The 24,239-nt window shown below is 64.4% G+C and carries 23 protein-coding genes; 11 read left to right on the forward strand and 12 right to left on the reverse strand.

Annotated elements, in window-relative coordinates; genetic code table 11:
• Positions 1 to 2 precede the first annotated feature (2 nt).
• Positions 3 to 1,796 (reverse strand): ABC transporter transmembrane domain-containing protein, encoded by a 1,794-nt coding sequence (locus tag ACKTEK_RS12240; protein WP_409165578.1) that lies wholly within the window; start codon positions 1,794 to 1,796, stop codon positions 3 to 5.
• 244 nt (positions 1,797 to 2,040) lie between these two features.
• Between ACKTEK_RS12240 and rpmE the strand changes: the two genes are divergently transcribed.
• Positions 2,041 to 2,259: a 50S ribosomal protein L31 gene (gene rpmE / locus ACKTEK_RS12245; protein WP_409165579.1), complete on the forward strand. Its 219-nt coding sequence runs from the start codon at positions 2,041 to 2,043 to the stop codon at positions 2,257 to 2,259.
• Positions 2,260 to 2,356: 97 nt separating this feature from the next.
• Here rpmE and ACKTEK_RS12250 read toward each other — a convergent pair whose 3' ends face one another.
• Together ACKTEK_RS12250 and ACKTEK_RS12255 are read right to left on the reverse strand one after the other, a co-directional pair.
• Positions 2,357 to 2,905 (reverse strand): DUF1465 family protein, encoded by a 549-nt coding sequence (locus tag ACKTEK_RS12250; RefSeq protein ID WP_409165580.1) that lies wholly within the window; start codon positions 2,903 to 2,905, stop codon positions 2,357 to 2,359.
• 377 nt (positions 2,906 to 3,282) lie between these two features.
• Positions 3,283 to 3,468 carry a DUF1192 domain-containing protein gene (locus ACKTEK_RS12255; protein ID WP_409165581.1) on the reverse strand — a complete coding sequence of 62 codons (186 nt, stop codon included), beginning with the start codon at positions 3,466 to 3,468 and terminating at the stop codon, positions 3,283 to 3,285.
• A 230-nt stretch (positions 3,469 to 3,698) separates the two neighbouring features.
• On the opposite strand from ACKTEK_RS12255, the gene ACKTEK_RS12260 reads away from it, so the two are divergent.
• A complete protein-coding gene (locus tag ACKTEK_RS12260; protein ID WP_409165582.1) occupies positions 3,699 to 4,391 on the forward strand; it encodes a DUF1013 domain-containing protein in 693 nt (230 codons plus the stop codon).
• Between the two features lie 30 nt (positions 4,392 to 4,421).
• Here ACKTEK_RS12260 and ACKTEK_RS12265 read toward each other — a convergent pair whose 3' ends face one another.
• Positions 4,422 to 5,216, reverse strand: coding sequence for an SDR family NAD(P)-dependent oxidoreductase (locus ACKTEK_RS12265; protein ID WP_409165583.1), 795 nt, complete (start codon positions 5,214 to 5,216; stop codon positions 4,422 to 4,424).
• A 50-nt stretch (positions 5,217 to 5,266) separates the two neighbouring features.
• The gene (locus ACKTEK_RS12270) at positions 5,267 to 7,177 is read right to left on the reverse strand and encodes a propionyl-CoA synthetase (RefSeq protein ID WP_409165584.1); all 1,911 of its coding nucleotides are present in this window, start codon (positions 7,175 to 7,177) and stop codon (positions 5,267 to 5,269) included.
• A 153-nt stretch (positions 7,178 to 7,330) separates the two neighbouring features.
• Between ACKTEK_RS12270 and ACKTEK_RS12275 the strand changes: the two genes are divergently transcribed.
• The 3 genes from ACKTEK_RS12275 to ACKTEK_RS12285 all read left to right on the forward strand — a co-directional run bounded on the left by ACKTEK_RS12275 (position 7,331) and on the right by ACKTEK_RS12285 (position 10,982).
• Positions 7,331 to 8,455: a phosphatase PAP2 family protein gene (locus tag ACKTEK_RS12275; RefSeq protein ID WP_409165585.1), complete on the forward strand. Its 1,125-nt coding sequence runs from the start codon at positions 7,331 to 7,333 to the stop codon at positions 8,453 to 8,455.
• Positions 8,456 to 8,492: 37 nt separating this feature from the next.
• Positions 8,493 to 9,248: a sulfite exporter TauE/SafE family protein gene (locus ACKTEK_RS12280; protein ID WP_409165586.1), complete on the forward strand. Its 756-nt coding sequence runs from the start codon at positions 8,493 to 8,495 to the stop codon at positions 9,246 to 9,248.
• 96 nt (positions 9,249 to 9,344) lie between these two features.
• The gene (locus ACKTEK_RS12285; RefSeq protein WP_409165587.1) at positions 9,345 to 10,982 is read left to right on the forward strand and encodes an acyl-CoA synthetase; all 1,638 of its coding nucleotides are present in this window, start codon (positions 9,345 to 9,347) and stop codon (positions 10,980 to 10,982) included.
• Between the two features lie 172 nt (positions 10,983 to 11,154).
• Here ACKTEK_RS12285 and ACKTEK_RS12290 read toward each other — a convergent pair whose 3' ends face one another.
• Entirely contained in the window at positions 11,155 to 11,343 is a 189-nt protein-coding gene (locus tag ACKTEK_RS12290; RefSeq protein WP_409165588.1) for a YdcH family protein, read from the reverse strand.
• Positions 11,344 to 11,517: 174 nt separating this feature from the next.
• On the opposite strand from ACKTEK_RS12290, the gene ACKTEK_RS12295 reads away from it, so the two are divergent.
• Positions 11,518 to 11,724, forward strand: a complete 207-nt coding sequence (locus tag ACKTEK_RS12295) for a YdcH family protein (protein WP_409165589.1) — start codon at positions 11,518 to 11,520, stop codon at positions 11,722 to 11,724.
• 37 nt (positions 11,725 to 11,761) lie between these two features.
• Here ACKTEK_RS12295 and ACKTEK_RS12300 read toward each other — a convergent pair whose 3' ends face one another.
• Positions 11,762 to 12,343: a GGDEF domain-containing protein gene (locus tag ACKTEK_RS12300; protein WP_409165590.1), complete on the reverse strand. Its 582-nt coding sequence runs from the start codon at positions 12,341 to 12,343 to the stop codon at positions 11,762 to 11,764.
• Positions 12,344 to 12,547: 204 nt separating this feature from the next.
• On the opposite strand from ACKTEK_RS12300, the gene purE reads away from it, so the two are divergent.
• The 3 genes from purE to rpsU all read left to right on the forward strand — a co-directional run bounded on the left by purE (position 12,548) and on the right by rpsU (position 14,573).
• Complete coding sequence (gene purE, locus ACKTEK_RS12305; protein WP_409165591.1) at positions 12,548 to 13,054, forward strand: 5-(carboxyamino)imidazole ribonucleotide mutase; 507 nt, start codon at positions 12,548 to 12,550, stop codon at positions 13,052 to 13,054.
• Positions 13,051 to 14,145 (forward strand): 5-(carboxyamino)imidazole ribonucleotide synthase, encoded by a 1,095-nt coding sequence (locus ACKTEK_RS12310; RefSeq protein WP_409165592.1) that lies wholly within the window; start codon positions 13,051 to 13,053, stop codon positions 14,143 to 14,145. The genes purE and ACKTEK_RS12310 overlap by 4 nt, the downstream gene beginning before the upstream one ends.
• Before the next feature lie 206 nt (positions 14,146 to 14,351).
• On the forward strand, positions 14,352 to 14,573 hold the full coding sequence (rpsU, locus tag ACKTEK_RS12315; protein WP_409165593.1) for a 30S ribosomal protein S21: 222 nt from the start codon (positions 14,352 to 14,354) through the stop codon (positions 14,571 to 14,573).
• Positions 14,574 to 14,802: 229 nt separating this feature from the next.
• Here the strand turns inward: rpsU and ACKTEK_RS12320 are convergent, their stop codons facing one another.
• The 5 genes from ACKTEK_RS12320 to ACKTEK_RS12340 all read right to left on the reverse strand — a co-directional run bounded on the left by ACKTEK_RS12320 (position 14,803) and on the right by ACKTEK_RS12340 (position 20,451).
• The gene (locus ACKTEK_RS12320; RefSeq protein WP_409165594.1) at positions 14,803 to 15,081 is read right to left on the reverse strand and encodes an aa3-type cytochrome c oxidase subunit IV; all 279 of its coding nucleotides are present in this window, start codon (positions 15,079 to 15,081) and stop codon (positions 14,803 to 14,805) included.
• Positions 15,082 to 15,205: 124 nt separating this feature from the next.
• Positions 15,206 to 16,579 (reverse strand): ABC1 kinase family protein, encoded by a 1,374-nt coding sequence (locus ACKTEK_RS12325; RefSeq protein WP_409165595.1) that lies wholly within the window; start codon positions 16,577 to 16,579, stop codon positions 15,206 to 15,208.
• 69 nt (positions 16,580 to 16,648) lie between these two features.
• Positions 16,649 to 17,530, reverse strand: a complete 882-nt coding sequence (locus ACKTEK_RS12330; RefSeq protein ID WP_409165596.1) for a YbjN domain-containing protein — start codon at positions 17,528 to 17,530, stop codon at positions 16,649 to 16,651.
• A gap of 130 nt (positions 17,531 to 17,660) precedes the next feature.
• Positions 17,661 to 18,584 (reverse strand): heme-dependent oxidative N-demethylase family protein, encoded by a 924-nt coding sequence (locus ACKTEK_RS12335; protein ID WP_409165597.1) that lies wholly within the window; start codon positions 18,582 to 18,584, stop codon positions 17,661 to 17,663.
• A gap of 1 nt (position 18,585) precedes the next feature.
• Positions 18,586 to 20,451, reverse strand: coding sequence for a M3 family oligoendopeptidase (locus ACKTEK_RS12340; RefSeq protein WP_409165598.1), 1,866 nt, complete (start codon positions 20,449 to 20,451; stop codon positions 18,586 to 18,588).
• A 222-nt stretch (positions 20,452 to 20,673) separates the two neighbouring features.
• Between ACKTEK_RS12340 and ACKTEK_RS12345 the strand changes: the two genes are divergently transcribed.
• Both ACKTEK_RS12345 and ACKTEK_RS12350 read left to right on the forward strand, forming a co-directional pair.
• Positions 20,674 to 22,164, forward strand: coding sequence for a sigma-54-dependent transcriptional regulator (locus tag ACKTEK_RS12345; protein ID WP_409165599.1), 1,491 nt, complete (start codon positions 20,674 to 20,676; stop codon positions 22,162 to 22,164).
• 182 nt (positions 22,165 to 22,346) lie between these two features.
• Positions 22,347 to 24,128, forward strand: coding sequence for a murein L,D-transpeptidase (locus ACKTEK_RS12350; RefSeq protein ID WP_409165600.1), 1,782 nt, complete (start codon positions 22,347 to 22,349; stop codon positions 24,126 to 24,128).
• Positions 24,129 to 24,239 lie beyond the last annotated feature (111 nt).

Here is a 24,239-nt window from a genome sequence, read left to right on the forward strand (position 1 = left end):
GCTCAGGCGATGTTGAACTGAAGCTCCGCCAGCCGCGCGTAGAGCCCACCTTGCGCCAGGAGGTCCTTGTGGGTGCCGGACTCGACGATCCGCCCCTGGTCCAGCACGAGGATGCGGTCGCAGTTCAGCACCGTCGCGAGGCGGTGGGCGATGACGATGGTCGTGCGGTTGCGCATCAACTCGGTGAGGGCCTCGTTGACGAGCCGCTCGGACTCAGCATCCAGCGAGCTTGTCGCTTCATCCAGCAGCAGGATCGGCGCGTTCTTCAGGATCGCGCGTGCAATCGCGATGCGCTGGCGCTGCCCGCCTGAAAGCGTGATGCCGCGTTCGCCAAGCGGCGTGTCGTAGCCCTCGCCCAGCGCCGTGACGAACCCGTCCGCCCGGGCCAGTCGCGCCGCCCGCTTGATGGCATCGAAACTCGCCTTCTCCTGCCCGTAGGCGATGTTCTCGCGAACGCTTGTCGCAAACACCACCGGGTCCTGCGGCACCAGCGCGATTTCCTCGCGCAGTACCTTCGGATCGAGTTCGGAGATATCCGTGCGGTCGAGCGAGATAACCCCGGTGGAGGGATCATAGTAGCGCATGATGAGTTGCAGGACGGTGCTCTTGCCGGCTCCCGACGGGCCGACAAGCGCCACCCGCTCGCCCGGCGCGACCGAGAAATTGACCCCGTTGAGAACAAGCTGGTCAGGCCGCGCGGGATAGGAAAAGCGCACCCGCTCGAACGACAGCGCGCCGACGACGGGCACCGGCAGCGAGGCCGGCTCTTCCGGCGCGACGATCACCGGCTTGGTCTTCAAAAGCTCGCTCAGCCTGTCGGCTGCGCCGGCTGCAAGCTGCACCTCGCCCCACACCTGGCTCAGTTCGCCCAGCGCACCGGCGGTGAAAGCCGAATAGAGCACGAACTGGCCCAACCGGCCCGGCGTCATGGTGCCGTTAAGAACCTGGTGCGCACCCGCCCACAACACCAGCACGATGCTGCCGAAGACGAGAAACAGCGCGACCGCCGTCAACAGTGCGCGCGCTGCCATCGACGCGCGGGCCGCCGCAAACGCGCGCTCCACGGCTGCTGCGAACTTGTCGGCAATCGTGCCCTCCGCCGAGAAGGCCTGCATGATGCGCACCGACCCGATCTGTTCTGAGGCGAAGGCGCTGGCATCGGCAAGTGTGTCCTGCGCCAGCCGCGAGCGACGGCGCACCGAGCGCCCGAACGCCACCAACGGCAGCACGATGACGGGAATGACGATCAGCACGTATGCCGACAGCCGCGGGCTGGTGACGACCATCATGGTTGCCGCGCCAAGGCCCAGCACGAGGTTTCGCAGCGCAATCGACATGGACGCGCCGACCGCAGCCTTGATCTGCGTGGCATCGGCGGTGAGCCGCGACATCATCTCGCCGCTGTGGGCCTTGTCGAAGAAGGCCGGCGAAAGAGACGTCAGGTGGCGGAAGACATCGCTGCGCAGGTCGGAGACGACCCGCTCGCCCAGCCAGGTGACGAGATAGAACCGCGAGGCACTGGCCAGCGCCAGGACGCCCACCACGCCGAGCAGCACGAAGAAATAGAGGTCGATGAGGCCGGAGCGCTCGTCACCGAAACCGAAGTCAATCATCCGGCGCACGGCGATCGGCAGCGCGAGCGTTGCGAGCGCCGCGGTCACCAGCGCCAGCACCGCCAGCACGAAGCGCACCTTGTAGCGCAGGACATATGGCGCGAGCGTGCCCAGCGGACGCATGTCCCGCTGATTGTCCGTGGCCTCTGCCGCCACTGCGTCTGTCTTCTTGCGCCTCGCCATGCCCTCGCTTTCCGCGTCTCGTTTCGTTGGATCGCGCGTGTCGCGGACCGGGCGGCAATGTGCATAACGAGCCATGATGCCGCAAGCGCAGGATTTGTCGCAGGCAGGCCCTGGCTTGTGGGGTGGCGGGGTTGTCTCGCAAAGGGAGCTGCTGTATAGACGCCCGACTTCTCAACAAGGCCTGCCGGCATATGCCCGGCGCGCGGGAATGCGCGCAAGGCCGATACGCAATGGATCATGCGCGATGAAAAAGGACCTTCATCCCGAGTATCACACCATCAAGGTTGTGATGACCGACGGCACCGAGTTCGAGACCCGCTCGACCTATGGCGAAGAGGGCCAGTCGCTGCAGCTCGACATCGACCCGAACACGCATCCGGCGTGGACCGGCGGCAGCCAGCACCTGATCGACCGTGGCGGTCGCGTCAGCCGCTTCAAGAAGAAGTTCGACTTCCTCGGCTGATCGGCACACCGACAAGACCAAGAAAAACCCCGGCGCTCTGACCGGGGTTTTTATTGTCTGAATTTTCCGAGCCGCCCTTGGGGTGGCCAAGCAGCGCCTAGTCGCGCTGCCGTGTTGCGCCCAGTGCCGCGCTCAGCATGTCGAGCTGGTCCGACAGCGGGTTGGCCCGCGCCTCGGCCGGCTCGGTCGGCTCGTAGATCTGCTTGTCGAGATTGTGGATGCGGTCCTGCAGGCGCACCGAGCGCGCGATCAGTTCGCGCAGCGCCTCGGGCAGCTCGTCGAAGCCCGACGAGGACTCTTCGCCGCCGAGATCCTGGAGCTTGACCTTGGACTTTTCGCGCGCGGCCTGCTTCTGGGTCATCTCGCCTTCGTTGACGGCGCGGTGCAGCAGCAGCCATGAGGCCATCTGCATCAGCCGCGTCGTCAGCTTCATGCTCTCGGCCGCGTAGGACAGCGACCCGATGCGTGACAGGTCGCGCGAGTCATCGCGCCCCGGCCCGTCGAGGTAGTCCGCCGTCTCTTCCAGCAGCGACATGCCCTCGCGGAACAGCGAGAGGAATGCTTCCGATGACAGGGCCTTTCGACCGAAGGAAATCGGCCCGCCAACCGGCTCGTGCTGCGTTTCTGTGTCTTTGGAATTCGCCATGCCCGTCTCTATCTAACGCGTTACTGTTTGCGGACAGCCCCCTGTACACGCATTGGCGTGCGGCTGTCCTCATGGTTCCCGAAGGGCTTTTCCCTCGGGTCACACGTGTCCGGCATTTTTGATGGGCTTTGTTAAGTCTTGTGGCGCCCGGCCGGAAGCTGATGGCCGGATATTGACGACTTGAGCGTCTTTTGTCGCGCAAAAAACAAAAGAGCCGCCAAAAAGGCGGCTCAAAGAGTTAACAGGGAGGCGTCAAACAGAGTGGACAGGAGCCACTCACGATCCAGAAGACTGGATAACGCAAAGTTACTGCGAACGATTTAACAAATGGTTAACGTGGTGAGAAATCAGCAACCTTAATGCTTCCGCTCAATTTCTCACGTCTTGAAAATCGCCGCAGCCGCCGCCTTCTGGCCGGTCTTGGCCTCGACCTCCCGTTCCAGCCGGTCGATCTCGCCCTGCAGGAGGCCGACGCGCTCGCGCAGCTCGTCGATGGATAGCGGGGATAGATCGGACCCGATTTCGTGGGCCGTCGTCTTCTTGCGGGGTTCATCTGCATCCATGATGCCACTCCCTTGTCGTCTGGCGTTGTCGGTTCAGCGCGATATAGCGCACCGCGAGCGAGACGAAACCGGCTGCCGGTCGGCACCGCACCGCGCGTTCACCAAATTTCTTTGCGTGACTGCGATTCTGCCGTATAAGCCTGCCATTCCCTAAATTCTACGACGCGTGCCCCCGAGCGGGCCGGTCGCGCCACCTCTCAAGAGGCCGGTGGCGCACAGAGGAGATTGTTATGGCTACCGAGCTTCTGATGCCCAAGGCGACGGCTGTCTGGCTTGTCGACAACACCGCCCTCACCTTTCGCCAGATCGCGCAGTTTTGCGGCCTGCATGAGCTGGAAGTGAAGGCGATCGCCGACGACGAGGCCGAAAAGGGCATCAAGGGCCTGGATCCGGTGCAGACCGGCCAGCTGACGCGCGACGAGATCGCTACCGGCGAGAAGGACCCCAAGCACAAGCTGAAGCTCTCCGCGCCGAAGGTCATCCTGCCGCAGTCCAAGCGCCGTGGCCCGCGCTACACGCCTGTCTCGCGCCGCCAGGATCGCCCGAACGCGATCCTTTGGCTGGTGCGCAATCATCCCGAGCTGAAGGACGCGCAGATCATGCGCCTCGTCGGCACCACCAAGACGACGATCCACGCGATCCGCGAACGCACCCACTGGAATGCGGCCAACCTGACGCCGACTGACCCGGTCTCGCTTGGCCTTTGCTCTCAGCTTGACCTCGACCACGAAGTCCAGCGCGCGGCTGCAAGCATGCCCCAGCCCTCGCCCGAGGAAGCCGGTGCACGTCTGCTGTCCGCCGAGGAAACCACCGCGCCGGTCGCCGAGGACGAGGAGCTCAACCCGGAAACCGTGCTTGCCAAGCTGCGCGGCATGACCGGTGGCGATGCCTCCGACGACAACGAAGACGACAGCAATTCCTGACGCCCAAAAGGGTGAGCCGCGCCTCGCGGCTCACTCGTCGTTCGGCTCGACCGTGTAGTTGAGCGGCAGCCGCCCACCATCGGCATAGATCGTCTGGCCGGTGATGTAGCTTGCCTCGGTGCTTGCCAGGAACGCGGCGACGGACGCGATCTCGCGCGGTTCGCCGACACGGCCCATGGGCGTGCGCGACAGCACCTTGGCCCGCGCCGCGGGGTCCGACCAGACCACCTTTTCCAGCATCTCCGTCATGATCGAGCCCGGCCCGATGGCATTCACCCGGATGCCGTGCGGGGCAAGCGACAGCGCCATCACCTTCGTCAGCTGGCTGATGCCGCCCTTGGAAATCGAGTAGGGCACCTGGTTGGCCAGCGCGAAGACCGCGTTGACCGAGCTCATGTTGACGATGGCACCCGGCTCTCCGCCCGCCTCCACCTGCTTGACCATCTGCCGTGCAACGGCCTGCCCCGCGAGGAACGACCCGCGCAGGTTCACCGCCAGCACACGGTCGAAGTCCTCGTCCTCGATTTCCAGGAAGTCCGCCGAGTGGCTGATGCCGGCATTGTTGACCAGCACGTCGATCTCGTCGAACCAGTTCAGCGTGCGGGTGACGAGGTTGCGAATGTCGAGGCGCGAGGCGACATCGCACTTGACCGCGCGCGCTTCCCCGCCGGCCTTCACGATATCGGCGGCGGCCGTCTCGGCGGCCTCGTCGTCAACGTCTGCGATGACGACGCGCGCCCCGTCGCGCGCGAACCGCTCCGCCACCGCGCGACCGATGCCCTGTGCCGCGCCCGTGACGATGGCGCACTTGCCTTTCAAAGCCATGGAAAACCTCCCGCCGGCTGTCGTGTGTTTGGCGGGAGGCTAACTGATTGTCAGGCGCTTGCGTATCCGCGTTCTTTCAATGCGTCGGAAATTTCATCGAGGATGGCCGGGTCGTCGATCGTGGCGGGCATCTTGAAGTCCTGCCCGTCGGCAATCGAGCGCATGGTGGCGCGCAGGATCTTGCCCGAGCGCGTCTTCGGAAGCCGCCCGACGGTGATCGCCAGCTTGAACGCCGCGACGGGGCCGATCTTCTGGCGCACGAGGCCGACGACCTCCTTCTCGATCTCCTCCACAGGGCGGTCGACGCCCTTCTTCAACACGATAAAACCGCAGGGCACCTGGCCCTTAAGCTGGTCGGCGATCCCCACGACCGCGCATTCGGCAACGTCCGGGTGGCTCGCCAGAACCTCCTCCATGCCACCGGTGGAGAGCCGGTGGCCGGCGACGTTGATGATATCGTCGGTGCGGGCCATGATGTAAAGGTAGCCGTCCTCGTCCGTGTAGCCGGCATCCGCCGTCATGTAGTAGCCGGGGAAATCCTTCAGGTAGCTCGACTTGAAGCGCTCGTCCGCCTGCCACAGCGTCGGGAAGCATCCAGGCGGCAGCGGCAGTTTCACGCAGATCGCGCCCATCTTGCCCGCCGGCACCGGCTTGTGCGCCTCGTCGAGTATCTGCACGTCGTAGCCGGGCATCGGCACCGAGGGCGAGCCGTGCTTGATCGGCAGCAGTTCAAGGCCCATCGGGTTGGCGGCAATCGCCCACGCCGTCTCCGTCTGCCACCAGTGATCGATCACCGGAACCTTGAGCATGTCCTCGGCCCACTTCACCGTGTCCGGGTCGGCGCGCTCGCCGGCCAGGAACAGCGCCTGCAGGCCGCTGGTGTCGTATTTCGCCAGGTATTCGCCCTTCGGATCTTCCTTCTTGATGGCGCGAAACGCGGTCGGCGCGGTGAACAGCGCCTTCACGTCATGGTCGGCGATCACCCGCCAGAAGGTCCCGGCGTCCGGCGTGCCCACCGGCTTGCCCTCGAACAGGACCGTGGTGCAGCCCGCCAGCAGCGGGGCATAGACGATGTAGGAATGCCCCACGACCCAACCCACGTCCGAGGCGGCCCAGAACACGTCACCCGGCGCCATGGCGTAGATGTTCGACATCGACCAGTTGAGCGCGACCATGTGCCCGCCATTGTCGCGCACCACGCCCTTGGGCTGCCCGGTCGTGCCGGAGGTGTAGAGGATGTACAGCGGGTCGGTCGCATCCACCGGAACGCAGTCGGCCTTGCGCCCCTGCGCCACGGCCTCGGCGACGAGGTCCGCCCAGTCGTGGTCGCGCGGGGCCTGCAGATCGGCCTGCGCTTGCTCGCGCTGGAGCACGATTACCGTGTCCGGCTTGTGCGCGGAAATGTCGATCGCCTCGTCGAGCAGCGGCTTGTAGGAAACGACACGCCCAGGCTCCAGACCGCAAGACGCCGCGAGGATCGCAGTGGGCTTGGAATCTTCTAGCCGTGTCGCAAGCTCTTTGGCCGCGAACCCGCCGAAGACGACCGAATGGATCGCACCGATGCGGGCGCAGGCGAGCATCGCCATGACCGCTTCCGGGATCATCGGCATGTAGATGATGACGCGGTCGCCGACCTTTATGCCCTTGTCGGAGAGCACGGCGGCCAGCGTCGCGACCTTGTCCGTCAGTTCCGCGAAGGTGAATGTCTCCACGCTACCCGTCATCGGGCTGTCGTAGATCATCGCCAGCGCATCGCCGCGCCCGTTGTTCACGTGTCGGTCGAGGCAGTTGTGTGCGGTGTTGCATTTCGCACCGGCAAACCAACGGCCATAGGCGCCCTGCTCGGGGTCGAAGACCTTGTCCCACGGCTTGTCCCAGTCGAGGCTCTCGGCCGCCTCCGCCCAGAAGCCTTCCGGATCGTTCTGCCAGCGCTCGTATGCTGTCTCGTAAGCACCCGCCATCACGTCATCCTCCTGTCGAAGGGTCCGCATTTGCGCGCCATTGCCAGCGCCCTCCCGGCCCCGATTCACGCCATCTTAAAGTGCCGGTGCCTATTGTCACCACACGGCAAAAGCGGCGGTTTTCCTGCGCTTTGAACTCCAAGGCGGCACCAGATGACAATAGCGACTTTCGACGCGGTTTCGCCCGAACGCCAGAAGTTCGGCGCGCTCCTGCTGGCAGGCCTGCGCGCCCACCTGCTGCCGCTGGGTCTCACCGCGCTCGCCTGGTTCGCCGTCCACGGCTTCATCCTGACCCTGGATGAACCGCGCAACGTCGACTTCGCCAGCTTCGCCATCGCATTCGTCATGATGACGCTTCCGACACTTTTGCTGGCCGTCACTGTCATTCGCTTCTTCCACATAGCCCTTCATGTCAGGCCGAAGCATCCGCTGCCTGCGCTGGCCGCGGACTTGCGGGCGTTCTTCACAAATCCCGCGAGGCTCGCGTCCGGACTCCCGCTTGTCGTCGGCCTCAGCTTCTTCATGGAGGCCTTCAATCAGCTCAAGTACAACATTCCTGTCATCCAACCGTTTGCCTGGGATCAAACCTTCGACACGCTGGACCGCTGGCTGCACTTCGGCTCGTTGCCGTGGGAATGGCTGCAACCGGTCCTCGGGTTCCCGTTCGTCACCTTCCTGCTCAACGTGAACTACAATCTCTGGTTCATGGTGATGTGGTGCTTGTGGGTGTTCCTGGCGTTCCAGCCGGCACCTTCTGTCCTGCGGATGCGGTTCTTCCTGACCTTCATCGGTTCATGGGCCATCGGTGGCGGCATCGCCGCCGTCGCCCTGTCGTCCGCCGGTCCGGCTTACTATTCCTCGATCGGGCTATCGCCGGACCCGTACGCCCCGCTGATGGCCTATCTCCAGAGCGCGGACGCAACGTGGAAGCTGTGGGCGCTTGACACCCAGCGCTTGCTTTGGGACGCCCATACCGGCCAGCAGAACGTTATTGCCGGCATCTCGGCCATGCCGAGCATGCACAATGGCAGCGCGCTTCTCTTCGCGCTGGCCGGCTGGCATCTGCATCGCATCGCAGGGATCGCGCTCAGCGTCTTCGCGGCGCTGATTTTCCTTGGCTCCATCCATCTCGGATGGCACTACGCAGTGGACGCCTATATCGGTTGGGTGATCACGCTGGCCGTCTGGTGGGCCTGTGGCCCCGTAGCAAGATGGAACCAGCAACAGTCATGGACCCGGTCCTTCGTTTCGATGGTCGAGGCGCAGCCCGCACGATAGTGCTGCCCGCAAGGGGCCGACGCGCGTTTCTGCTTCCATGCTGAGTGATCCCTGGTTCTTCGCCGTCGCGATTCCCGCAGTGATCCTGTTCGGGCTGTCCAAGGCCGGGCTCGGCGCGGCTCTCGCCATTCCCACCGTCCCGCTGATCGCGCTGAGCGTCCCGCCGCTTCAGGCAGCCGCCATCATGCTGCCGATCATCATCGCGATGGACGCCACCGCGATCCTCACCTTCCGCCGCGAGTTCGACCGCCGCACGCTGATCTACACGCTCCCCGCAGGCCTATTCGGCGTCGGCATCGGTTGGATGACCGCGGCCTATGTCACCGACGCGCATGTCCGGCTGATCATTGGCGTCATCGCCATTTCCTTTGCGATGAAATATTGGCTTGGCGGGCGCGAGGTGAAGGAGCCGAAACCGCACAATGCGTGGAAGGCCCGGTTCTGGGCGACGGTCGCGGGCTTCACCAGCTTCGTCAGCCATTCCGGCGGCGTGCCCTTCCAGATGTACACGCTGCCGCTGCGCTTCGAGCCGCGCATGCTGGTTGCAACCAGCGTGATGTTCTTCTCCACCATCAACCTGTCGAAGCTGGTCCCCTACATCGCGCTTGGACAAATCACGCAGCAGACGCTGCTGGCATCGCTGGTGCTCAGCCCGCTTGCGCCGCTGACCGTGCTGTTCGGCGTGCGCATCCTCAACATCATCCCCAAGGAGCCGTTCTACCGGCTGACCTATGCCTGCGTGCTGATCGTCGGCGCGAAGATGCTTTGGGACGGGATCGCCGCCCTGGTCTGACGCGCAGCGCCGTTGCGACCAACGTCCGCTTGCGTCTACCGGGGCAATTTGTCTTGATGCCCGCAAACAAGACGGCCACGGGGAGAAGACAACGCCATGCCCGCCGATCCCAACTGGTACGAGATCGACCTGCCCAAGACACCGGCGAACTACCAGCCGCTGACGCCGCTCACCTTCCTGGAGCGCTCGGCCAAGGTCTTCCCCGCGCACACCGCGATCGTCCACGGCAACCAGACGACGGACTATGCGACGTTCTATGGCCGCGCCCGAAGGCTCGGCTCGGCGCTGGCCAGGCGTGGCATCGGCAAGGGCGACACGGTTTCGGTCATGCTCGCCAACACCCCGCCGATGCTGGAGGCGCACTACGGCGTGCCCATGACGGGCGGCGTCATCAACACGCTCAACACCCGCCTCGATGCCACCGTCATTGCCTTCACGCTCGACCATGCCGACACGAAGATCCTCATCACCGACCGTGAATTCGCGCCCACGGTGAAGGAGGCGCTGTCGCTGGCAAAGGTGAAGCCGCTTGTCATCGACTATGACGACCCGGAATTTCCGCAGGACGGGGAGAAGCTCGGCGAGATCGACTACGAGGCGTTCCTCGCCGAAGGCGACCCGGACTACGAATGGCATATGCCAGAAGACGAGTGGAACGCCATTTCGCTGAACTACACCTCCGGAACAACGGGCAACCCGAAGGGCGTCGTCTACCATCATCGCGGCGCCTACCTGCTGGCGCAGGGCAATGTCATCACCGGCTCGATGGGCAAGCACCCGGTCTACCTGTGGACGCTGCCGATGTTCCACTGCAACGGCTGGTGCTTCCCGTGGACGCTCTCGGTCGTCGCCGGAACCCATGTCTGCCTGCGCTGGGTGCGCCAGAAGCCGATCTGGGACGCGCTTGCCGACAGCAAGGTGACGCATCTGTGCGGCGCGCCCATCGTCATGTCGACGATCCTGTCGACACCGGACGCCGAAAAGCGCGACCTCGACCACACGGTGGAATTCTTCACCGCCGCCGCCCCGCCGCCGGAATCGGTTCTGGCGAAGATGGCCGATGCCGGCTTCAACGTGACCCATCTCTACGGACTAACGGAATCCTACGGTCCGGCGGTCGTCAACGACTGGAAGCAGGAGTGGGACGAACTCGACGGGGCTCAGCGCGCGGTCAAGAAGGCACGCCAGGGCGTGCGCTATGCCGCGCTTGAAGCACTCTCCATCATCGACCCCGAAACCATGGAGCATGTGCCCGCCGACGGCGAAACCATGGGCGAATCCATGTTCCAGGGCAACGTGGTGATGAAGGGCTACCTGAAGAACAAGGAAGCCACGGAGGCCGCCTTCGCCGGCGGGTGGTTCCATTCCGGCGACCTCGGCGTGATGCACCCGGACGGCTACATCCAGCTGAAGGACCGCTCCAAGGACATCATCATTTCCGGCGGCGAGAACATCTCCTCCATCGAGGTCGAGGACACGCTCTACAAGCACCCGTCCGTCGCCTCGGCAGCGGTCGTCGCCAAGCCGGACGACAAGTGGGGCGAAACCCCGTGCGCCTTCGTGGAACTGGCATCGGGCGCGAGCCTGACGGCTGATGAACTGATCGCGTGGACGCGCGAGCGCCTCGCGCACTACAAGTGCCCGCGCTACGTGGTCTTCACCGAACTGCCGAAGACCTCGACCGGAAAGATTCAAAAATTCAAGCTGCGCGACATGGCGAAAGAGGTCGACTGACCGGGGCGAGCCTGACGGGGGCAAATGCACCAGCCGCCCGTGTGCCGACGCCGCGTGCGGGCGTGGCGAATGGCCGGGTCAGGACAACGAATCATAGGGAGCGCTGACGGCGAAACCCGCCGTCAGCGCGATTGGCAGCTGGCGCTGCCTGTCATTGGAACTCGTGGCGACTTCAGTGAAGCGAAAGGCCGGCCTCATCGCCGCGGAGGCGATTGATCTCGTCTTTCAAATGCAGTTTACGCTTCTTCAGCGCGGCGATCTGAAGATCGTCGGCGTACGGCCTTTGCCTTTCTGTTTCGAGGGTCTGTTCTAGAACGCGATGCTTTTCGACCAATTCGTCGAGATGTGCGGCGAGGCTCATCTATAGCTACCTCCATCTAGTTTGACGCATAAAGTGTCTCACAAGTTTTCAGGCCTGTCGAACTCCACCAGCGTCACTTTTCCTCTCCTGTGATTACAGGTTCAAAACCCTTGAATTATCCTGCCAACAATTGGATAATTCGCGCGAAATTGCGGCAAAACAGGCGTTTTGAGTATGGGGCAGGCCGATGAAGCCAGCTTGCGCAGCGAGCTGGCGAGTTTGCGCGAGGAACATCGCGACCTTGATTCGGCGATCAACGCCATCGAGGAAACCCGGCCGTTCGAGCGCCTTCAGATTCAGCGTCTGAAGAAGCGCAAGCTCTTCATCAAGGACCGCATTTCCCACCTGGAAGACCAGTTGACGCCCGACATCATCGCCTGATCGTCAGGTCGCACGCGCTGTCTCAAGCCGGCATGGGTCAGGCGTTGGTCAACGCCTTCTTGCGGGATTTCTTCGACTGGTACATCGCGCGGTCGGCGCGGGCTAGCGCCTGCTGGGCCGTGTCCTTGCCGTGCAGTTCCGACACGCCGCACGAGATGCCGACATGGACCCGCTGCCCGTCGATGATGATCGGGCGGCGCGCCAGCATGGCGGACAATGCGCGCGCCTTGCTTTCTGCGATCTCCGTCGTCGCGTTCCACAGCAGGATCACGAACTCGTCGCCGCCGACGCGACCCACCATGTCGCTGCCGCGCGTGTTGGCGTGCAGGACCGAAACCAGGTGGCGCAGCGCAAGGTCGCCCGCATCGTGGCCGTAGGTGTCATTGATGGCTTTGAAGTTGTCGACATCGGCGTAGATCATCGCCGCGACCATCTTGTAGCGGTCGGAAAAGGCGATGGCCCGCCGGAGGTTCTCCTCCAGCCCGCGTCGGTTGAGAATCCCCAGCAGGGCATCCTCGTTGGCACGCGCCTCGAGCAGGTCGATCTTCTGCTGCGCCGCGCTCAACTGCAGCTTCAGCCGACGAATCTCGGCCTCGCGGTCTTCTTCGTAGCCTGACATGAACTTCCTTGCTGCGGCGGCGCGCGCCACGTTTCCGCAACGATATAGGGTGCCAGTCTTTACCATGACACCAAGCCGTCCGTGGCAATTGTCGGCGAGCGCGTGAGAATTCGGCAACTGTATTCTTGCAGGCCCGCCGCGCCCGCATATAATCCGCCGCTTTCCGCATTCGACTTCACACCAAAGACCGTCAGGAAAGCCGTTATGGGAGAAAATTCTCCACAGGTCGCGATCATCATGGGCAGCCAGTCCGACTGGTCCACGATGAAACATGCCGCAGATACGCTCGATGCACTGGGGATCGCCCACGATGCACGCATTGTCTCCGCGCACCGCACACCGCATCGGCTGGTCGATTTCGCAACTTCGGCGCGCGACGATGGCTTCAAGGTCATCATCGCCGGCGCGGGCGGTGCGGCCCACCTCCCCGGCATGGCCGCCGCCATGACGCCGCTGCCGGTCTTCGGTGTGCCGGTCGAGTCGCGCACCATGTCCGGCCTCGACAGCCTCTATTCCATCGTCCAGATGCCGGCGGGGGTGCCGGTCGGCACGCTGGCAATCGGGCGCGCCGGCGCGGTCAACGCCGCGCTTCTTGCAGCCTCCGTCATCGCGCTCAACGACAAGGCCGTCGCCGACAAGCTCGATGCGTGGCGCGCCGCGCAGACCGAGCGCGTGGCCGAACGCCCCGTCGACGAACCCGCCACGACATGACGTCTCCCGCTGCACCGCTGTCCTGGATCGGCATTCTCGGCGACGGCCAGCTTGGCCGGATGCTGGCGCTGGCCGCCGCACGGCTGGGTCTCAATGTCCATGTCTACGGTCCTGACGCGAACGGCCCTGCGCACGCCGTCGCGGCCCGCTCCACGATCGCCGCCTATGAAGACGACGCCGCGCTGACGGCGTTTGCAGCCCAGGTCGACGTCGCAACATTCGAATTCGAGAACGTGCCCGTCTCCGCAGCGCGCCTGCTGGCCGGAAGCACGCGCCTGGCGCCGGGTGCGAACGCACTGGAAGTGGCGCAGGACCGGGTAACGGAGAAAAATTTCATCCGTGAACTCGGCATCGAGGTGGCGCGCTTTTCCGATATCCCCGACGCGCTGGCGCTGGAACGCGAGGTGTCCGGCGGCTTCGGCGATGCGATCCTGAAATCGCGCCGCTTCGGCTATGACGGCAAGGGCCAGGTGCGCCTGTCGGGCAATGCCGGCACAAACGAGCTGACGCAGGCACATGGCGAACTTGCCGGCGCGCCCGCGATCCTCGAAGCACTCGTTCCGTTCGACTACGAGATTTCCGTCGTTGCGGCGCGCGCGAGCGACGGCAGCTTCGTGCCCTTCGAACCGGCCCGCAACGTGCACCGCTCCGGCATCCTCGATACCAGCACCGTGCCGGCCGGGCTAAACGACGCCGACACCCAAAGAGCGCAGGCCATCGCCCGCGGCATAATGGATGCGCTCGATTATGTCGGCGTCATGGGCGTGGAACTGTTCGCGGTGCGCGAAGGCGACGAAACGCGCCTGCTCGTCAACGAGATCGCGCCGCGGGTCCACAATTCCGGTCACTGGACGATGGATGCCTGCACCACCTGCCAGTTCGAGCAGCACATTCGCGCTGTCTGCGGCTGGCCGCTGGGCGACCCGTCGCGGCATGCGGATGTCGTGATGCACAACCTGATCGGCGCGGATGTCGACCAGTGGCAGCAAATTGCCGCCGAGACCGGCGCCTGCCTGCATCTTTATGGCAAGGCGGAAACCCGCGCGGGTCGCAAGATGGGCCACGTCAACCGGCTGTCGGCACGCACCTGAGTGCAATCGGCCAGAATTCGGCGGCAGGCAATGGACTTCGCCGCCTGATTCTGATATCCACCCCCCGAAATTTCGGCAAGACGATGGGCTCCGGGTTCCGGAAACACCCGTTTTGGCGTTCTAGCTGCAGACATCATGATCGGTTGCCGGCGGGCGAAATGGTCCGCACCGCCGCGCTCAGCCAATGCGACGAAGAGGTACGGCACGTGCAGGTTATTGTCCGCGACAACAACGTGGATCAGGCGCTTCGCGCCCTGAAGAAGAAGTTGCAGCGCGAAGGCGTCTTCCGCGAGATGAAGCTGCGCGACCACTACGAGAAGCCCTCCGAGAAGAAGGCTCGCGAAAAGGCCGAGGCCGTTCGCCGCGCCCGCAAGCTGGCGCGCAAGCGTGCACAGCGCGAAGGCGTCATCGGCGCACGCGGCCGCTAGGCTCAATCGAATTTGCTGGCCGGGACACGCGTTCCGGCTGGTCAGCGCCGGTTGACGGGCATGACCCAGTCGCCTGCGCCAGGATCACGTTGGACAGGGGAAACCCGGTTTTCTTGAACGTCAGGCCGAACGAAAAAAGCCGGGGCATCTGCCCCGGCTTTTTCTTTGTCTGCTTGTTCGTCAGATGGTCTCTCAAGGTCGCAGCGTTACGCTGCACCCGGACCGCGTGTCAGGCGATCAGTGCCATAAGGATAAGGCCCAGCACCAGTTGCACCACGCCGACCATGTAGCCCTTCGGACGGAAGGCGATGCCGATCACGGCGGTGAAGACGAGGCCGGCGACCATCAGCAGGCCGAGGATCCAGTGGCCGAGATGCACGTAGACCAGCGCCACGAGAATGTTCAGACAGGCGATGGACCCGACCTTGCTGAACTCGAGGAACCCTTCGTAGGTCCGGTCGTGCTCGACATAGTCCATTGCGGTTTCGGTATGGTCGCTGCCAGCCATGCTATCCCCCAAAATCCTGATATGCGCTGTCTCGCAGCGCCGATTCCGGATTTCTTCTAGCCCAAGCGGTTTGGTTGGGCAATGCGTCGGCGCGCCACTGCGCGCGCGACCCTGCGCCGCATCGTCAGGCCGCGTCGGGGCGTTCCAGTTCGACGGCTTCCAGCGCCGCGCTTTGCCGCGCCCGCAGGCCGTCCAGCGAGAAATCGGCAATCGCTTCGTTGAACATCCGGAAGAAGTTCATTTCCGCATCGAGATGGATGAACACCCCGCCAAGGCCGAGTGCCGCCCGGTCCATGAACACGAATTCCTGCGGGATCGTGACCGGCCCCTTCTCCTTCAGCTGCTTGTGTACGGTGAAGGCCTCGCGGCGGCCATACTCGCCCGGCTTCACGCCGTCTGCCACGGTGCGAACCCGGTCATCAAGCAGCGGCCCGTAGATGAACCGCGCCCAGACGTTCAGCACTTCGCGCAGTTCCGCCGTCAGGCCCCGGAAACCCCAGACCTCATAGGCATGGTCGATGCGCGCCTGGTCGTCCTCCAGCAATCCGAAATAAAGGTCGATCACGCCCTCCACGAATTCCGGACGGAAGATGCGGATGCAGCCGTAGTCGAGAAGGTTGATGCCGCCGGGCTTCCCCGGCTCGTCCTCGAAGGCCGTGTAGTTGCCAAGATGCGGGTCGCCGTGGATCACGCCGTACTGGCTGAACGGGTGCCACCATGCCTCGAACATGGCGCGCGCCAGCACGTTGCGAACCTCCTGGCTGTCGCCCTTGTAGTCCAGCAGGCGCTTGCCGCTGAGCCATGACATGGTCAGCAGGCGGCGGGTGCTCAGTTCACCGAAGACGTCGGGCACCCTCACACGGGGATTGTCGGCGAGAATGTGCCGGTAGAGCGCTGTGTGGCGCGCCTCGCGCTGGTAGTCGAGTTCCTCGCGGATGCGCGCGGCAATCTCCTTGGCGATCTCGCTCGTATCGACCGCCGGGTCCATGCGCCGATGCACCGCAAACAGCAGGTCGAGCTGCTTCAGGTCGGCTTCCACCGCCGACTGCATGTCGGGATATTGCAGCTTGCAGGCAACCTCTTGCCCGTCATGCAGGGTCGCGCGATGCACCTGGCCGAGCGAAGCCGACGCTGCCGCCTTCGACCCGAACTCGGCGAATTTCTCGCGCCAGTCCGGCCCCAGTTCGGCCGCCATGCGGCGCTTCACGAAGGCCCAGCCCATGGGCGGCGCGTCGCTTTGCAGCTTGGCAAGCTCGGTGGCGTATTCCGCCGGCAGGGCTTCGGGAATAGTCGCAAGAAGCTGGGCGACCTTCATGATCGGGCCTTTCAGCCCGCCGAGCGCGGCGGCAAGCGACGCCGCACTGTCGGCGCGGTTCAGGTCGCGACCGACAAGGCGCGCGCCAGCGGCCTTGGCCGCCACGCCGCCGATATTGGTGCCGACACGCGCATAGCGGGATACGCGCGCGCCAAACCTGTTGCGTTCACGGTCGTTGGACACGTTTCGACCCCGTCTGAGATTTCAAGCGTTGCGGAATATCTAGGTTACGCCACAGCACCCGCCAGCGGATCAGAAATCGATGTGCTCCATGAACTGCGTCACCGACGTCTGCCAAAGGCCGACCGTGTCGGCGAAGTTCTGCTCGGTGACGCCGCCGGTCATGTTCACGCTGAGCGCAATCGTCGGGTCAAAGGAATCGTTGAGTGACGCCGTGCCGAACAGCTTGCCCTTGTTCCAGGCCGCCATCGCCGCGGGGCTGCCCTTGCCGCCGACATTAAATCCGGCCCAGAACCGAAGCACGCGGCAATTGCTCGCCTGCTGGCAGCCGTAGAAGAAAATCTTCGTCGCGGACTGGCCGACCTTCACGTCGATCAGCGGGTCGCCGCCCTTGTCCTGTCCGAGCGTGGCTTCGAACCCGAGGCCCTGCAGGAGGTTGACGAGACGCTGCGGATCGCCGGCCGAGACGAGATCGCTGCTGCCCTGGCCGCCACCGCCGGCCTGTCCGCCGCCACCTTCGCTGCCGCCCTGGCCACCACCTTGTCCGCCGCCCTGACCGCCACCTTGGCCGCCACCGCCGGGCATCCCGCCTTCGCTTTCGCCGGAACCACCACCGGACCCACCGCCAGACCCGCTGCCGCCCTGCCCTTGATCGCCACCACCCTGGTTGCCACCACCTTGGTTGCCACCACCCTGGTTGCCGCCACCCTGGTTGCCGCCCCCACCGGGCAGGCCACCTTCGCTTTCGCCTGAGCCGCCACCCTGGTTGCCACCTTGGCTTCCGCCGCCGCCCTGGGTACCGCCGCCTTGCGTGCCGCCACCCTGATTTCCGCCACCGCCGGGCATGCCGCCCTCTGATTGGCCGGACCCGGTGTTGGTTTGGGCCAGAACGCTGGTCGTCAATGGCAGGTGGCTGGCCAGCACCACAGCAAGTGTGAGGATGATCGCGCGCATGGGTTTCCCACTTCAGATGTCGTGGCCCGCACGGGAGATGCCGGTGCGAAGCCGGTTGGTTCCTGTCGCAACGTTAACATTGCTTGCGCGATGCTCACAGGACATTGCGGCGGGAATATCCCCAGCGCGGTCAACCGGCCATTTTCTGAAGCAGCGCGTCGATCGCCACCCGGTCCTTCACCAGCCCCTTGTAGGCAAGCTGGGCATTATCCAGCGCCGCCACCTGTGCGCGCAGGCCGGACGCAAGCCGGGCCCGATCGGGATGGCTCGAAAACGCCGAGATCGGATCGCGGTGGATGCGGATCGTGAAGAGGATGTCGCCGCTTTCGCTCATCTTCGTCAGCGTCTGCCGCTCGACGCGCACGAACAACCCATCCGGGTCGATTGCGCTGCGCGCATCGCGTGCAAACCGCATCGGCCCGTGGACATGGGGATGACGAAGCTCGCCATCGCCGTAGAGCGACCAGTTCAGCCGCACGACCGGCACGTCGGCGCGCAGGCTGTCGAAGATGCGCGCCATGCGCACCGCAAGCCGGTCCGCGTAGCCGGGAACCGGCTCGTGCAGCCCGTCGAGCGTCTGGCCGAACTTGGCGGCAAACGACCATGAGGACGCAAAGCTGACAGACCCGGCCGCGAGCCGCCAGCCGCCTTCGCCTTTCCGCATCAGGCAGAGGTCTTCCTGCACAAGAAGTGCCGCGCTCAGCAGCGGGTGCGGATCATCTGGCCGGATGTCCACCGCGCCCAGCACGGCACCGTCGCGGGTCGCGGAAACGGTATTGCCCTCACGCGTCCAGATGCCGGAAGGGTGTGACAGGAGATGCGTAGCCAGCGCATCGCGGATCTCGAACTGGGATGGGAGTGTATCGCGCTCCGCGCCCCACACCTCGTCGCGGTCCAACTCGAGCAGCCGCCGCTTCTCGGCAAGGTAGAACGCAAGCTCCCCGTCCGGCTCGATCCACGGCGCATCCCCCAGCGGCCTGAGGCCGATGGAGAACGCACCGTTGCCGGACGTATAGGGGGCGTGGGCCGGGCGTATGTCCGGCCCTGCGGTCATGTCAGGCAGACTTTTCGAGCGCATCGAGATCGTCGATCAGACCTTCGATCACCTTCAGGCCCATCGTCCAGAAGGACGGGTCGCGGGCATCCAGCCCGAACGGCGCGAGCAGTTCGGAGTGATGCTTGGTACCGCCGGCCTTCAGCATGTCGAAATACTTCTCGACGAACCCGTCGGAGGCCTTCTCGTAGATCGCGTAGAGCGAGTTCACGAGGCAGTCCCCGAAGGCATAGGCGTAGACGTAGAACGGCGAGTGGATGAAGTGCGGGATGTAGCTCCAGAAGGTCTCGTAGCCATCCCCGAGCCGGATCGCTGGTCCAAGGCTCGAATGCTGGACAGACATCCACAACTCGCCAAGCTGGTCGGCCGTCAGTTCACCGTTCTTGCGCTCGGCGTGAACCTTGCGCTCGAACTGGTAGAACGCGATCTGGCGCACCACCGTGTTGAGCATGTCCTCGATCTTGCCGGCCAGCATCGCCTTGCGCTCGACCGGGTCATCGGACTGCGAAAGCAGCGACTTGAACGTCAGCATCTCGCCGAAGACGCTCGCGGTTTCGGCAAGCGTCAGCGGCGTCGGCGCCATCAGCGCGCCCTGCCGGCCCGCCAGCACCTGGTGCACGCCGTGACCGAGCTCATGGGCAAGCGTCATCACGTCGCGCGCCTTGCCTTGGAAGTTCATCAGCACATAGGGGTGAACGCTCGGCACGGTCGGGTGCGCGAATGCGCCCGGCGACTTGCCCGAACGCGTCGGCGCGTCGATCCAGCCTTTGTCGAAGAAGTCGCGGGCCACGTCCGCCATCTTCGGCGAGAAACTGCCATAGGCGTCGAGAACGGTGGATTCCGCGTCCTTCCAGTTGAACTGGCGCTGCGGCACGTGCGGTAGCGGCGCGTTGCGGTCCCAGTAGTCGAGCTGGTCTCCGCCGAACCACTTTGCCTTGATGGCGTAGTAGCGGTGCGACAGGCGCGGATAGGCGTCTTCCACCGACTTCACGAGCGCATCGACGACCTCGCGCTCGACCCGGTTCGCCAGGTGGCGAGAGTCGGCGATGTCCTCGAAGCCGCGCCAGCGGTCGGAGATTTCCTTGTCCTTTGCGAGCGTGTTGGTGATGAGCGCGAAGGTGCGCGTGTGCTTGGAGAAGGTCTCACCCAGCGCCATCGCTGCCGCCTTGCGCACGTCACCGTCGCTGTCCTGCAGCTTGTTGAGCGTCGGCTCGATGGACAGCTCCTCGCCGTCGACATCGAAGGTCAGCGAGGAGATGGTCTGGTCGAACAGGCGGTTCCATGCACCGCGTCCGGTCACCGACTTCTCGTGGAACAGCCGCTCCAGTTCATCGTCGAGCTGGTACGGCTTTTCGATGCGCACGTCCTCGAGCCAAGGCTTGTAGTGGTCGAGCGGCGCGCTCGCCATCGCCTCGTCCAGCGCACCGTCCGGCAGGCGGTTGAGTTCCAGCGTGAAGAACAGCAGGTGGACACCCGCCGCCGTCAGCTTCTCGGACACGTCGCCGTAGAACTTCGAAATCTTCGTGTCGGACACATCGGTCGCGTGCAGAAGCCCGGCATAGGACCACAGCTTGCCGAACAGCTCGTCGAGTTGCTCGTATTCGGCGATGATGTCGAACAGCCCCTTGCTACCATCCTGCTTCAGGATTGCGTACAGCTTGCCCTTGAAGCGCTGCTCGAAATCCTTTGCCCAGTCATCGGCGCGCTTCAGATCTTCCGCGACCTTCGGCGACTCGGGGGAGTCGTAGAGGTCCGACAGGTCCCACTCGGGCATCGTGCCCAGATCTTTGGCGGCAGCGGCCTTGGCACCCTGCGGGGTGCGCACGAAGCCGGCGAACGACTCGCCTGCACGGGCCTGGAACGTCATCATATTCTCCTCGTCATGTGGGCTTGCACCGCACTTACATGCAAAGGCCAATCTGGGAAACGTCTGCCCTCTCGGCAAGACCGCGCGATGCCGCATCGCACATTGGCGTGCTTAATGGCCCGTTAACCGGCGCGGGCAAGTATGGGGTCAAAATGAAACAACACGGGGATTCGCAAAAAAGCGCGGGTCACCGATCATCTCGCAGGATGCGACAGGGGACCCATGGCCGAGACCATTCTTATCGTGGACGACGATCCGGTCCAGCGGCGCATTCTCGCCGGCATGGTCTCCAAGATGGGCTTTGAACCGGTGGAGGCCGACGGCGGCGAAGCGGCGCTTTCGATCCTCGCGGCACCCGGCGGCGCGCAGATCCGGCTTGTTGTCCTCGACCTCGTGATGCCTGACCTCGACGGCATGGGCGTGCTGGAACGCCTCGCGGCGCGGGCCGAGCGCCCGCCGGTGATCGTGCAGACCGCCCATGGCGGCATCGATACCGTTGTGTCTGCCATGCGGGCCGGCGCGCAGGACTTCATCGTCAAGCCGGTCAGCCCCGAGCGTTTCCACGTCTCGGTCACCAACGCCATGAATTCCGCCACACTCAACCGCGAGATCGGCCGCATCAAGCGGGCTGCCAGCGGTCGCACCGGGGTGCGCGACATCCTCACCGCAAGCCCCGCCATGGAGCGCGTGCTGGAACTCGCGACCAAGGCGGCGGCCTCCAACATCCCGATCCTGCTGGAAGGCGAGAGCGGCGTCGGAAAGGAACTGATCGCCCGCGCAATCCAGGGCGAGAGCACCCGCAAGTCCCGGCCCTTCGTCACCGTGAACTGCGGCGCCATTCCCGCCAACCTCGTGGAAAGCACCCTGTTCGGCCACGAGAAGGGCGCCTTCACCGGCGCCACGGAAAAACGCATCGGCAAGTTCGCCGAAGCCGACGGAGGTACGCTGTTTCTCGACGAGATCAGCGAATTGCCGCTGGACGCGCAGGTCAAGCTGCTGCGCGCGATCCAGGAAGGCGAGATCGACTCCGTCGGCGGCAAGAAGCCCCAGCGTGTCGACATTCGCCTCGTCTCCGCCAGCAACCGCGACCTGACGGATTGCGTGCGCGCCGGCACCTTCCGCGAGGATCTCTATTACCGGCTCGGGGTCTTCCCGATCCTGATTCCGCCGCTGCGCGCCCGCCGCGAGGACATTCCGCTTCTCGCGCGGCACTTCATGAGCCGGTTCGCGGCAGAAGAATCCAAGCCCGTCCGTGCGATTGCGCCCGACGCGATGCTGGCGCTGCAGGCCTTCGACTGGCCGGGAAACGTGCGCCAGCTTGAAAACACCATCTTCCGCGCTGTCGTCCTGTGCGAGGGCGACTGCCTGCAGCTGCGCGACTTTCCGCAATTACGCATGGTCTCGCAGGACGACGCCAAGGCAATGGCGCGCGACCTTGAAGAAGATCTCGCCAGCGAGGCAGCCGAAACCGGCGCGGCGGAGCAAACCATCGAGCGCCCCGCAAGCCGCGAAACCCTTGCCGCGGGCGGGCTGTTCGCCGCGCTCGGTGAGAACGGCCACATGCGCACCATTGAAGAGATCGAGGCCGACATGCTGCGCTTCGCGCTCGACCATTACGATGGCCGCATGAGCGAGATTGCCCGCCGTCTCGGTATTGGCCGCTCGACGCTCTACCGCCGCATCCGCGATCTCGGGCTGGAAGACGCCGCCTGAGGCGCGTTTCGTGTCACGTAAGGGCAACAGTGATCAACGAAAGCGGGGTTTCGCCCCGATTGCCGTTGTATCGCAGGTGCAAAACACCGATTCTATGCTGCATCGAAGGTTCGCACTGCGTCGGGTGGACGACGCTTGACCAACCTTCCGGGGCAACATCGGCGGCACGTTTGGCAGCTCTCATGAGCAAGCAGAATTTCCGTTATACCCGCAACGTGCGCCTGCGCGCGGCGACGCTTTCCTTTGCCGCCTCGCTCGGCCTTGCGGCCCTGTCAGCATTTCATCCGGCACCGGCACGCGCTGCATCCATGCAGCCGTTGATCCTGTTGCCCGTTCCCGAAGCGCCGCACGGCGTCCCGCGCAGCCACGTGGCCGCGCGCCTGCGCCACTCCGTCGAGATGGCCAGCATCCAGAGTGCGACGTCCGCGGCCCTGGCGGCCCTTCCCCTGCACGACACCTCCGGCCTCAGCGACAAGCTGAAGCAGCGCGTCGAGGAAATTGCCACCGAAAACGCCAAGGACCAGGATATCGCCGAGGCGAAGCATTTCTTCGCGGCCCGCGATTTCGTGCCCGCATGGACGGATCGTGGTCAGTTGACGGCCCGCGCCAAGAAGGTGCTGGCGCGCATGGAAAAGGCGAAGTTCGACGGGCTGGACCCGGCCGACTTCGCCCTTGAAGGCGAACGCGACGGCAACGTGCAACTCGGCTCCGTCGAGGAACTCGTCGAGCTCGAGGTGCAGATGACGGCGGCGGTTGCCCGCTACATTAGCCACGCCGCGATGGGCCGCATCAATCCGCGCTCGGTTTCCAACTACATCACCATCGACCCGCAGCGCCCCGACATCACCGGCGGCCTGACGCGCGTTGCCGCCAGCAACGACCCGGCCAGCGTGCTGGAGGAATTCCACCCGACCCACGACGGCTTCATTGCCCTGCGTGAAAGCCTCGCCCGCATCTACGAGAGCGAGGATGCGGTCCAGAAGGTTGTTGAGATCCCGAGCGGCCCGCTCATCAAGCCTGGGCAGACAGACAAGCGCATTCCACTGCTGCGCACCCGCCTCGGCGTTGCCAGGCCCGGCGACGTGGATGACCTGCGCTATGACGCGGTTCTCGAAAAGGCCGTGGTCAAGCTGCAGAAGAAGAGCGGTCTCCCGTCGGAAGGCTTCATCGGCAACCTGACGCTTGGCGTGCTGAACGGTCATGCGCTCGGATCGCGCGCCGATGTCATCATCAACATGGAGCGCTGGCGCTGGCTGCCGCGCGATCTCGGCAAGCACCACGTCTTCGTGAACCTGCCGGAATATCTTGCCCGCGTCGTCACGGACGGGAAGATCATCCACACGACCCGCGTGGTGATCGGCAAGACGAAGAACCAGACGCCGATCTTCTCCGACGAGATCGAGCATATCGTCGTCAACCCGACATGGAGCGTGCCGCGCTCCATCGCCACCAAGGAATACCTGCCGCAACTCCAGCAGGACCCGACCTACCTGCAGCGCCGCAACATCCAGGTGCTCGGGCGTGGCGGTCAGGTCATCGACCCGACCACGGTCGACTGGGAATCCTATTCCCGCCGCTCGATGCCTTACCGCTTCAAGCAGCCTTCGGGCCGTGGCAATGCGCTGGGCAACGTGAAGTTCATGTTCCCCAACGAGCACTCGGTCTACCTGCACGACACCCAGTCGCGCAGCCTGTTCTCGCGCACCACGCGTGCGTACAGCCACGGCTGCGTGCGCGTGCACCAGCCCTTCGAATTCGCCGAAGCCCTGCTGGAGAACGAAGCGTATTCAGGGGCTGGAATCCGCCGCATGGTGGGTGGCGGCGAGCGTCACGTGATCCTCAAGGCGCACGTCCCGGTGCACCTGACATACTTCACGGCAATCGCGTCCCGCGAAGGCTCGGTGCGCAAGCTTGGCGATGTCTATGGGCACGACGCCCGCATGAAACGAATGCTTGGTCTTTGAGCGCTATCAACAAGCCGCTTAACCAATTGTAATCCATCCTACACAAGCACCTTCCAAATCTGCTATAGCCGATGGGGTCGAGGCACATTTGCGCCACGATTGATGCCTATC

Origin of the sequence: Tepidamorphus sp. 3E244 (assembly GCF_046159835.1) — a bacterium.
GTDB lineage: Bacteria > Pseudomonadota > Alphaproteobacteria > Rhizobiales > Tepidamorphaceae > JACKJK01.

Excerpts from the sequence above, each read along its gene's own strand:
- ACKTEK_RS12240 (WP_409165578.1), bottom strand. The coding sequence starts at position 1,796 with ATGGCGAGGCGCAAGAAGACAGACGCAGTGGCGGCAGAGGCCACGGAC.
- rpmE (WP_409165579.1), top strand. The coding sequence starts at position 2,041 with ATGAAAAAGGACCTTCATCCCGAGTATCACACCATCAAGGTTGTGATG.
- ACKTEK_RS12250 (WP_409165580.1), bottom strand. The coding sequence starts at position 2,905 with ATGGCGAATTCCAAAGACACAGAAACGCAGCACGAGCCGGTTGGCGGG.
- ACKTEK_RS12255 (WP_409165581.1), bottom strand. The coding sequence starts at position 3,468 with ATGGATGCAGATGAACCCCGCAAGAAGACGACGGCCCACGAAATCGGG.
- ACKTEK_RS12260 (WP_409165582.1), top strand. The coding sequence starts at position 3,699 with ATGGCTACCGAGCTTCTGATGCCCAAGGCGACGGCTGTCTGGCTTGTC.
- ACKTEK_RS12265 (WP_409165583.1), bottom strand. The coding sequence starts at position 5,216 with ATGGCTTTGAAAGGCAAGTGCGCCATCGTCACGGGCGCGGCACAGGGC.
- ACKTEK_RS12270 (WP_409165584.1), bottom strand. The coding sequence starts at position 7,177 with ATGGCGGGTGCTTACGAGACAGCATACGAGCGCTGGCAGAACGATCCG.
- ACKTEK_RS12275 (WP_409165585.1), top strand. The coding sequence starts at position 7,331 with ATGACAATAGCGACTTTCGACGCGGTTTCGCCCGAACGCCAGAAGTTC.
- ACKTEK_RS12280 (WP_409165586.1), top strand. The coding sequence starts at position 8,493 with ATGCTGAGTGATCCCTGGTTCTTCGCCGTCGCGATTCCCGCAGTGATC.
- ACKTEK_RS12285 (WP_409165587.1), top strand. The coding sequence starts at position 9,345 with ATGCCCGCCGATCCCAACTGGTACGAGATCGACCTGCCCAAGACACCG.
- ACKTEK_RS12290 (WP_409165588.1), bottom strand. The coding sequence starts at position 11,343 with ATGAGCCTCGCCGCACATCTCGACGAATTGGTCGAAAAGCATCGCGTT.
- ACKTEK_RS12295 (WP_409165589.1), top strand. The coding sequence starts at position 11,518 with ATGGGGCAGGCCGATGAAGCCAGCTTGCGCAGCGAGCTGGCGAGTTTG.
- ACKTEK_RS12300 (WP_409165590.1), bottom strand. The coding sequence starts at position 12,343 with ATGTCAGGCTACGAAGAAGACCGCGAGGCCGAGATTCGTCGGCTGAAG.
- purE (WP_409165591.1), top strand. The coding sequence starts at position 12,548 with ATGGGAGAAAATTCTCCACAGGTCGCGATCATCATGGGCAGCCAGTCC.
- ACKTEK_RS12310 (WP_409165592.1), top strand. The coding sequence starts at position 13,051 with ATGACGTCTCCCGCTGCACCGCTGTCCTGGATCGGCATTCTCGGCGAC.
- ACKTEK_RS12320 (WP_409165594.1), bottom strand. The coding sequence starts at position 15,081 with ATGGCTGGCAGCGACCATACCGAAACCGCAATGGACTATGTCGAGCAC.
- ACKTEK_RS12330 (WP_409165596.1), bottom strand. The coding sequence starts at position 17,530 with ATGCGCGCGATCATCCTCACACTTGCTGTGGTGCTGGCCAGCCACCTG.
- ACKTEK_RS12335 (WP_409165597.1), bottom strand. The coding sequence starts at position 18,584 with ATGACCGCAGGGCCGGACATACGCCCGGCCCACGCCCCCTATACGTCC.
- ACKTEK_RS12340 (WP_409165598.1), bottom strand. The coding sequence starts at position 20,451 with ATGACGTTCCAGGCCCGTGCAGGCGAGTCGTTCGCCGGCTTCGTGCGC.
- ACKTEK_RS12345 (WP_409165599.1), top strand. The coding sequence starts at position 20,674 with ATGGCCGAGACCATTCTTATCGTGGACGACGATCCGGTCCAGCGGCGC.
- ACKTEK_RS12350 (WP_409165600.1), top strand. The coding sequence starts at position 22,347 with ATGAGCAAGCAGAATTTCCGTTATACCCGCAACGTGCGCCTGCGCGCG.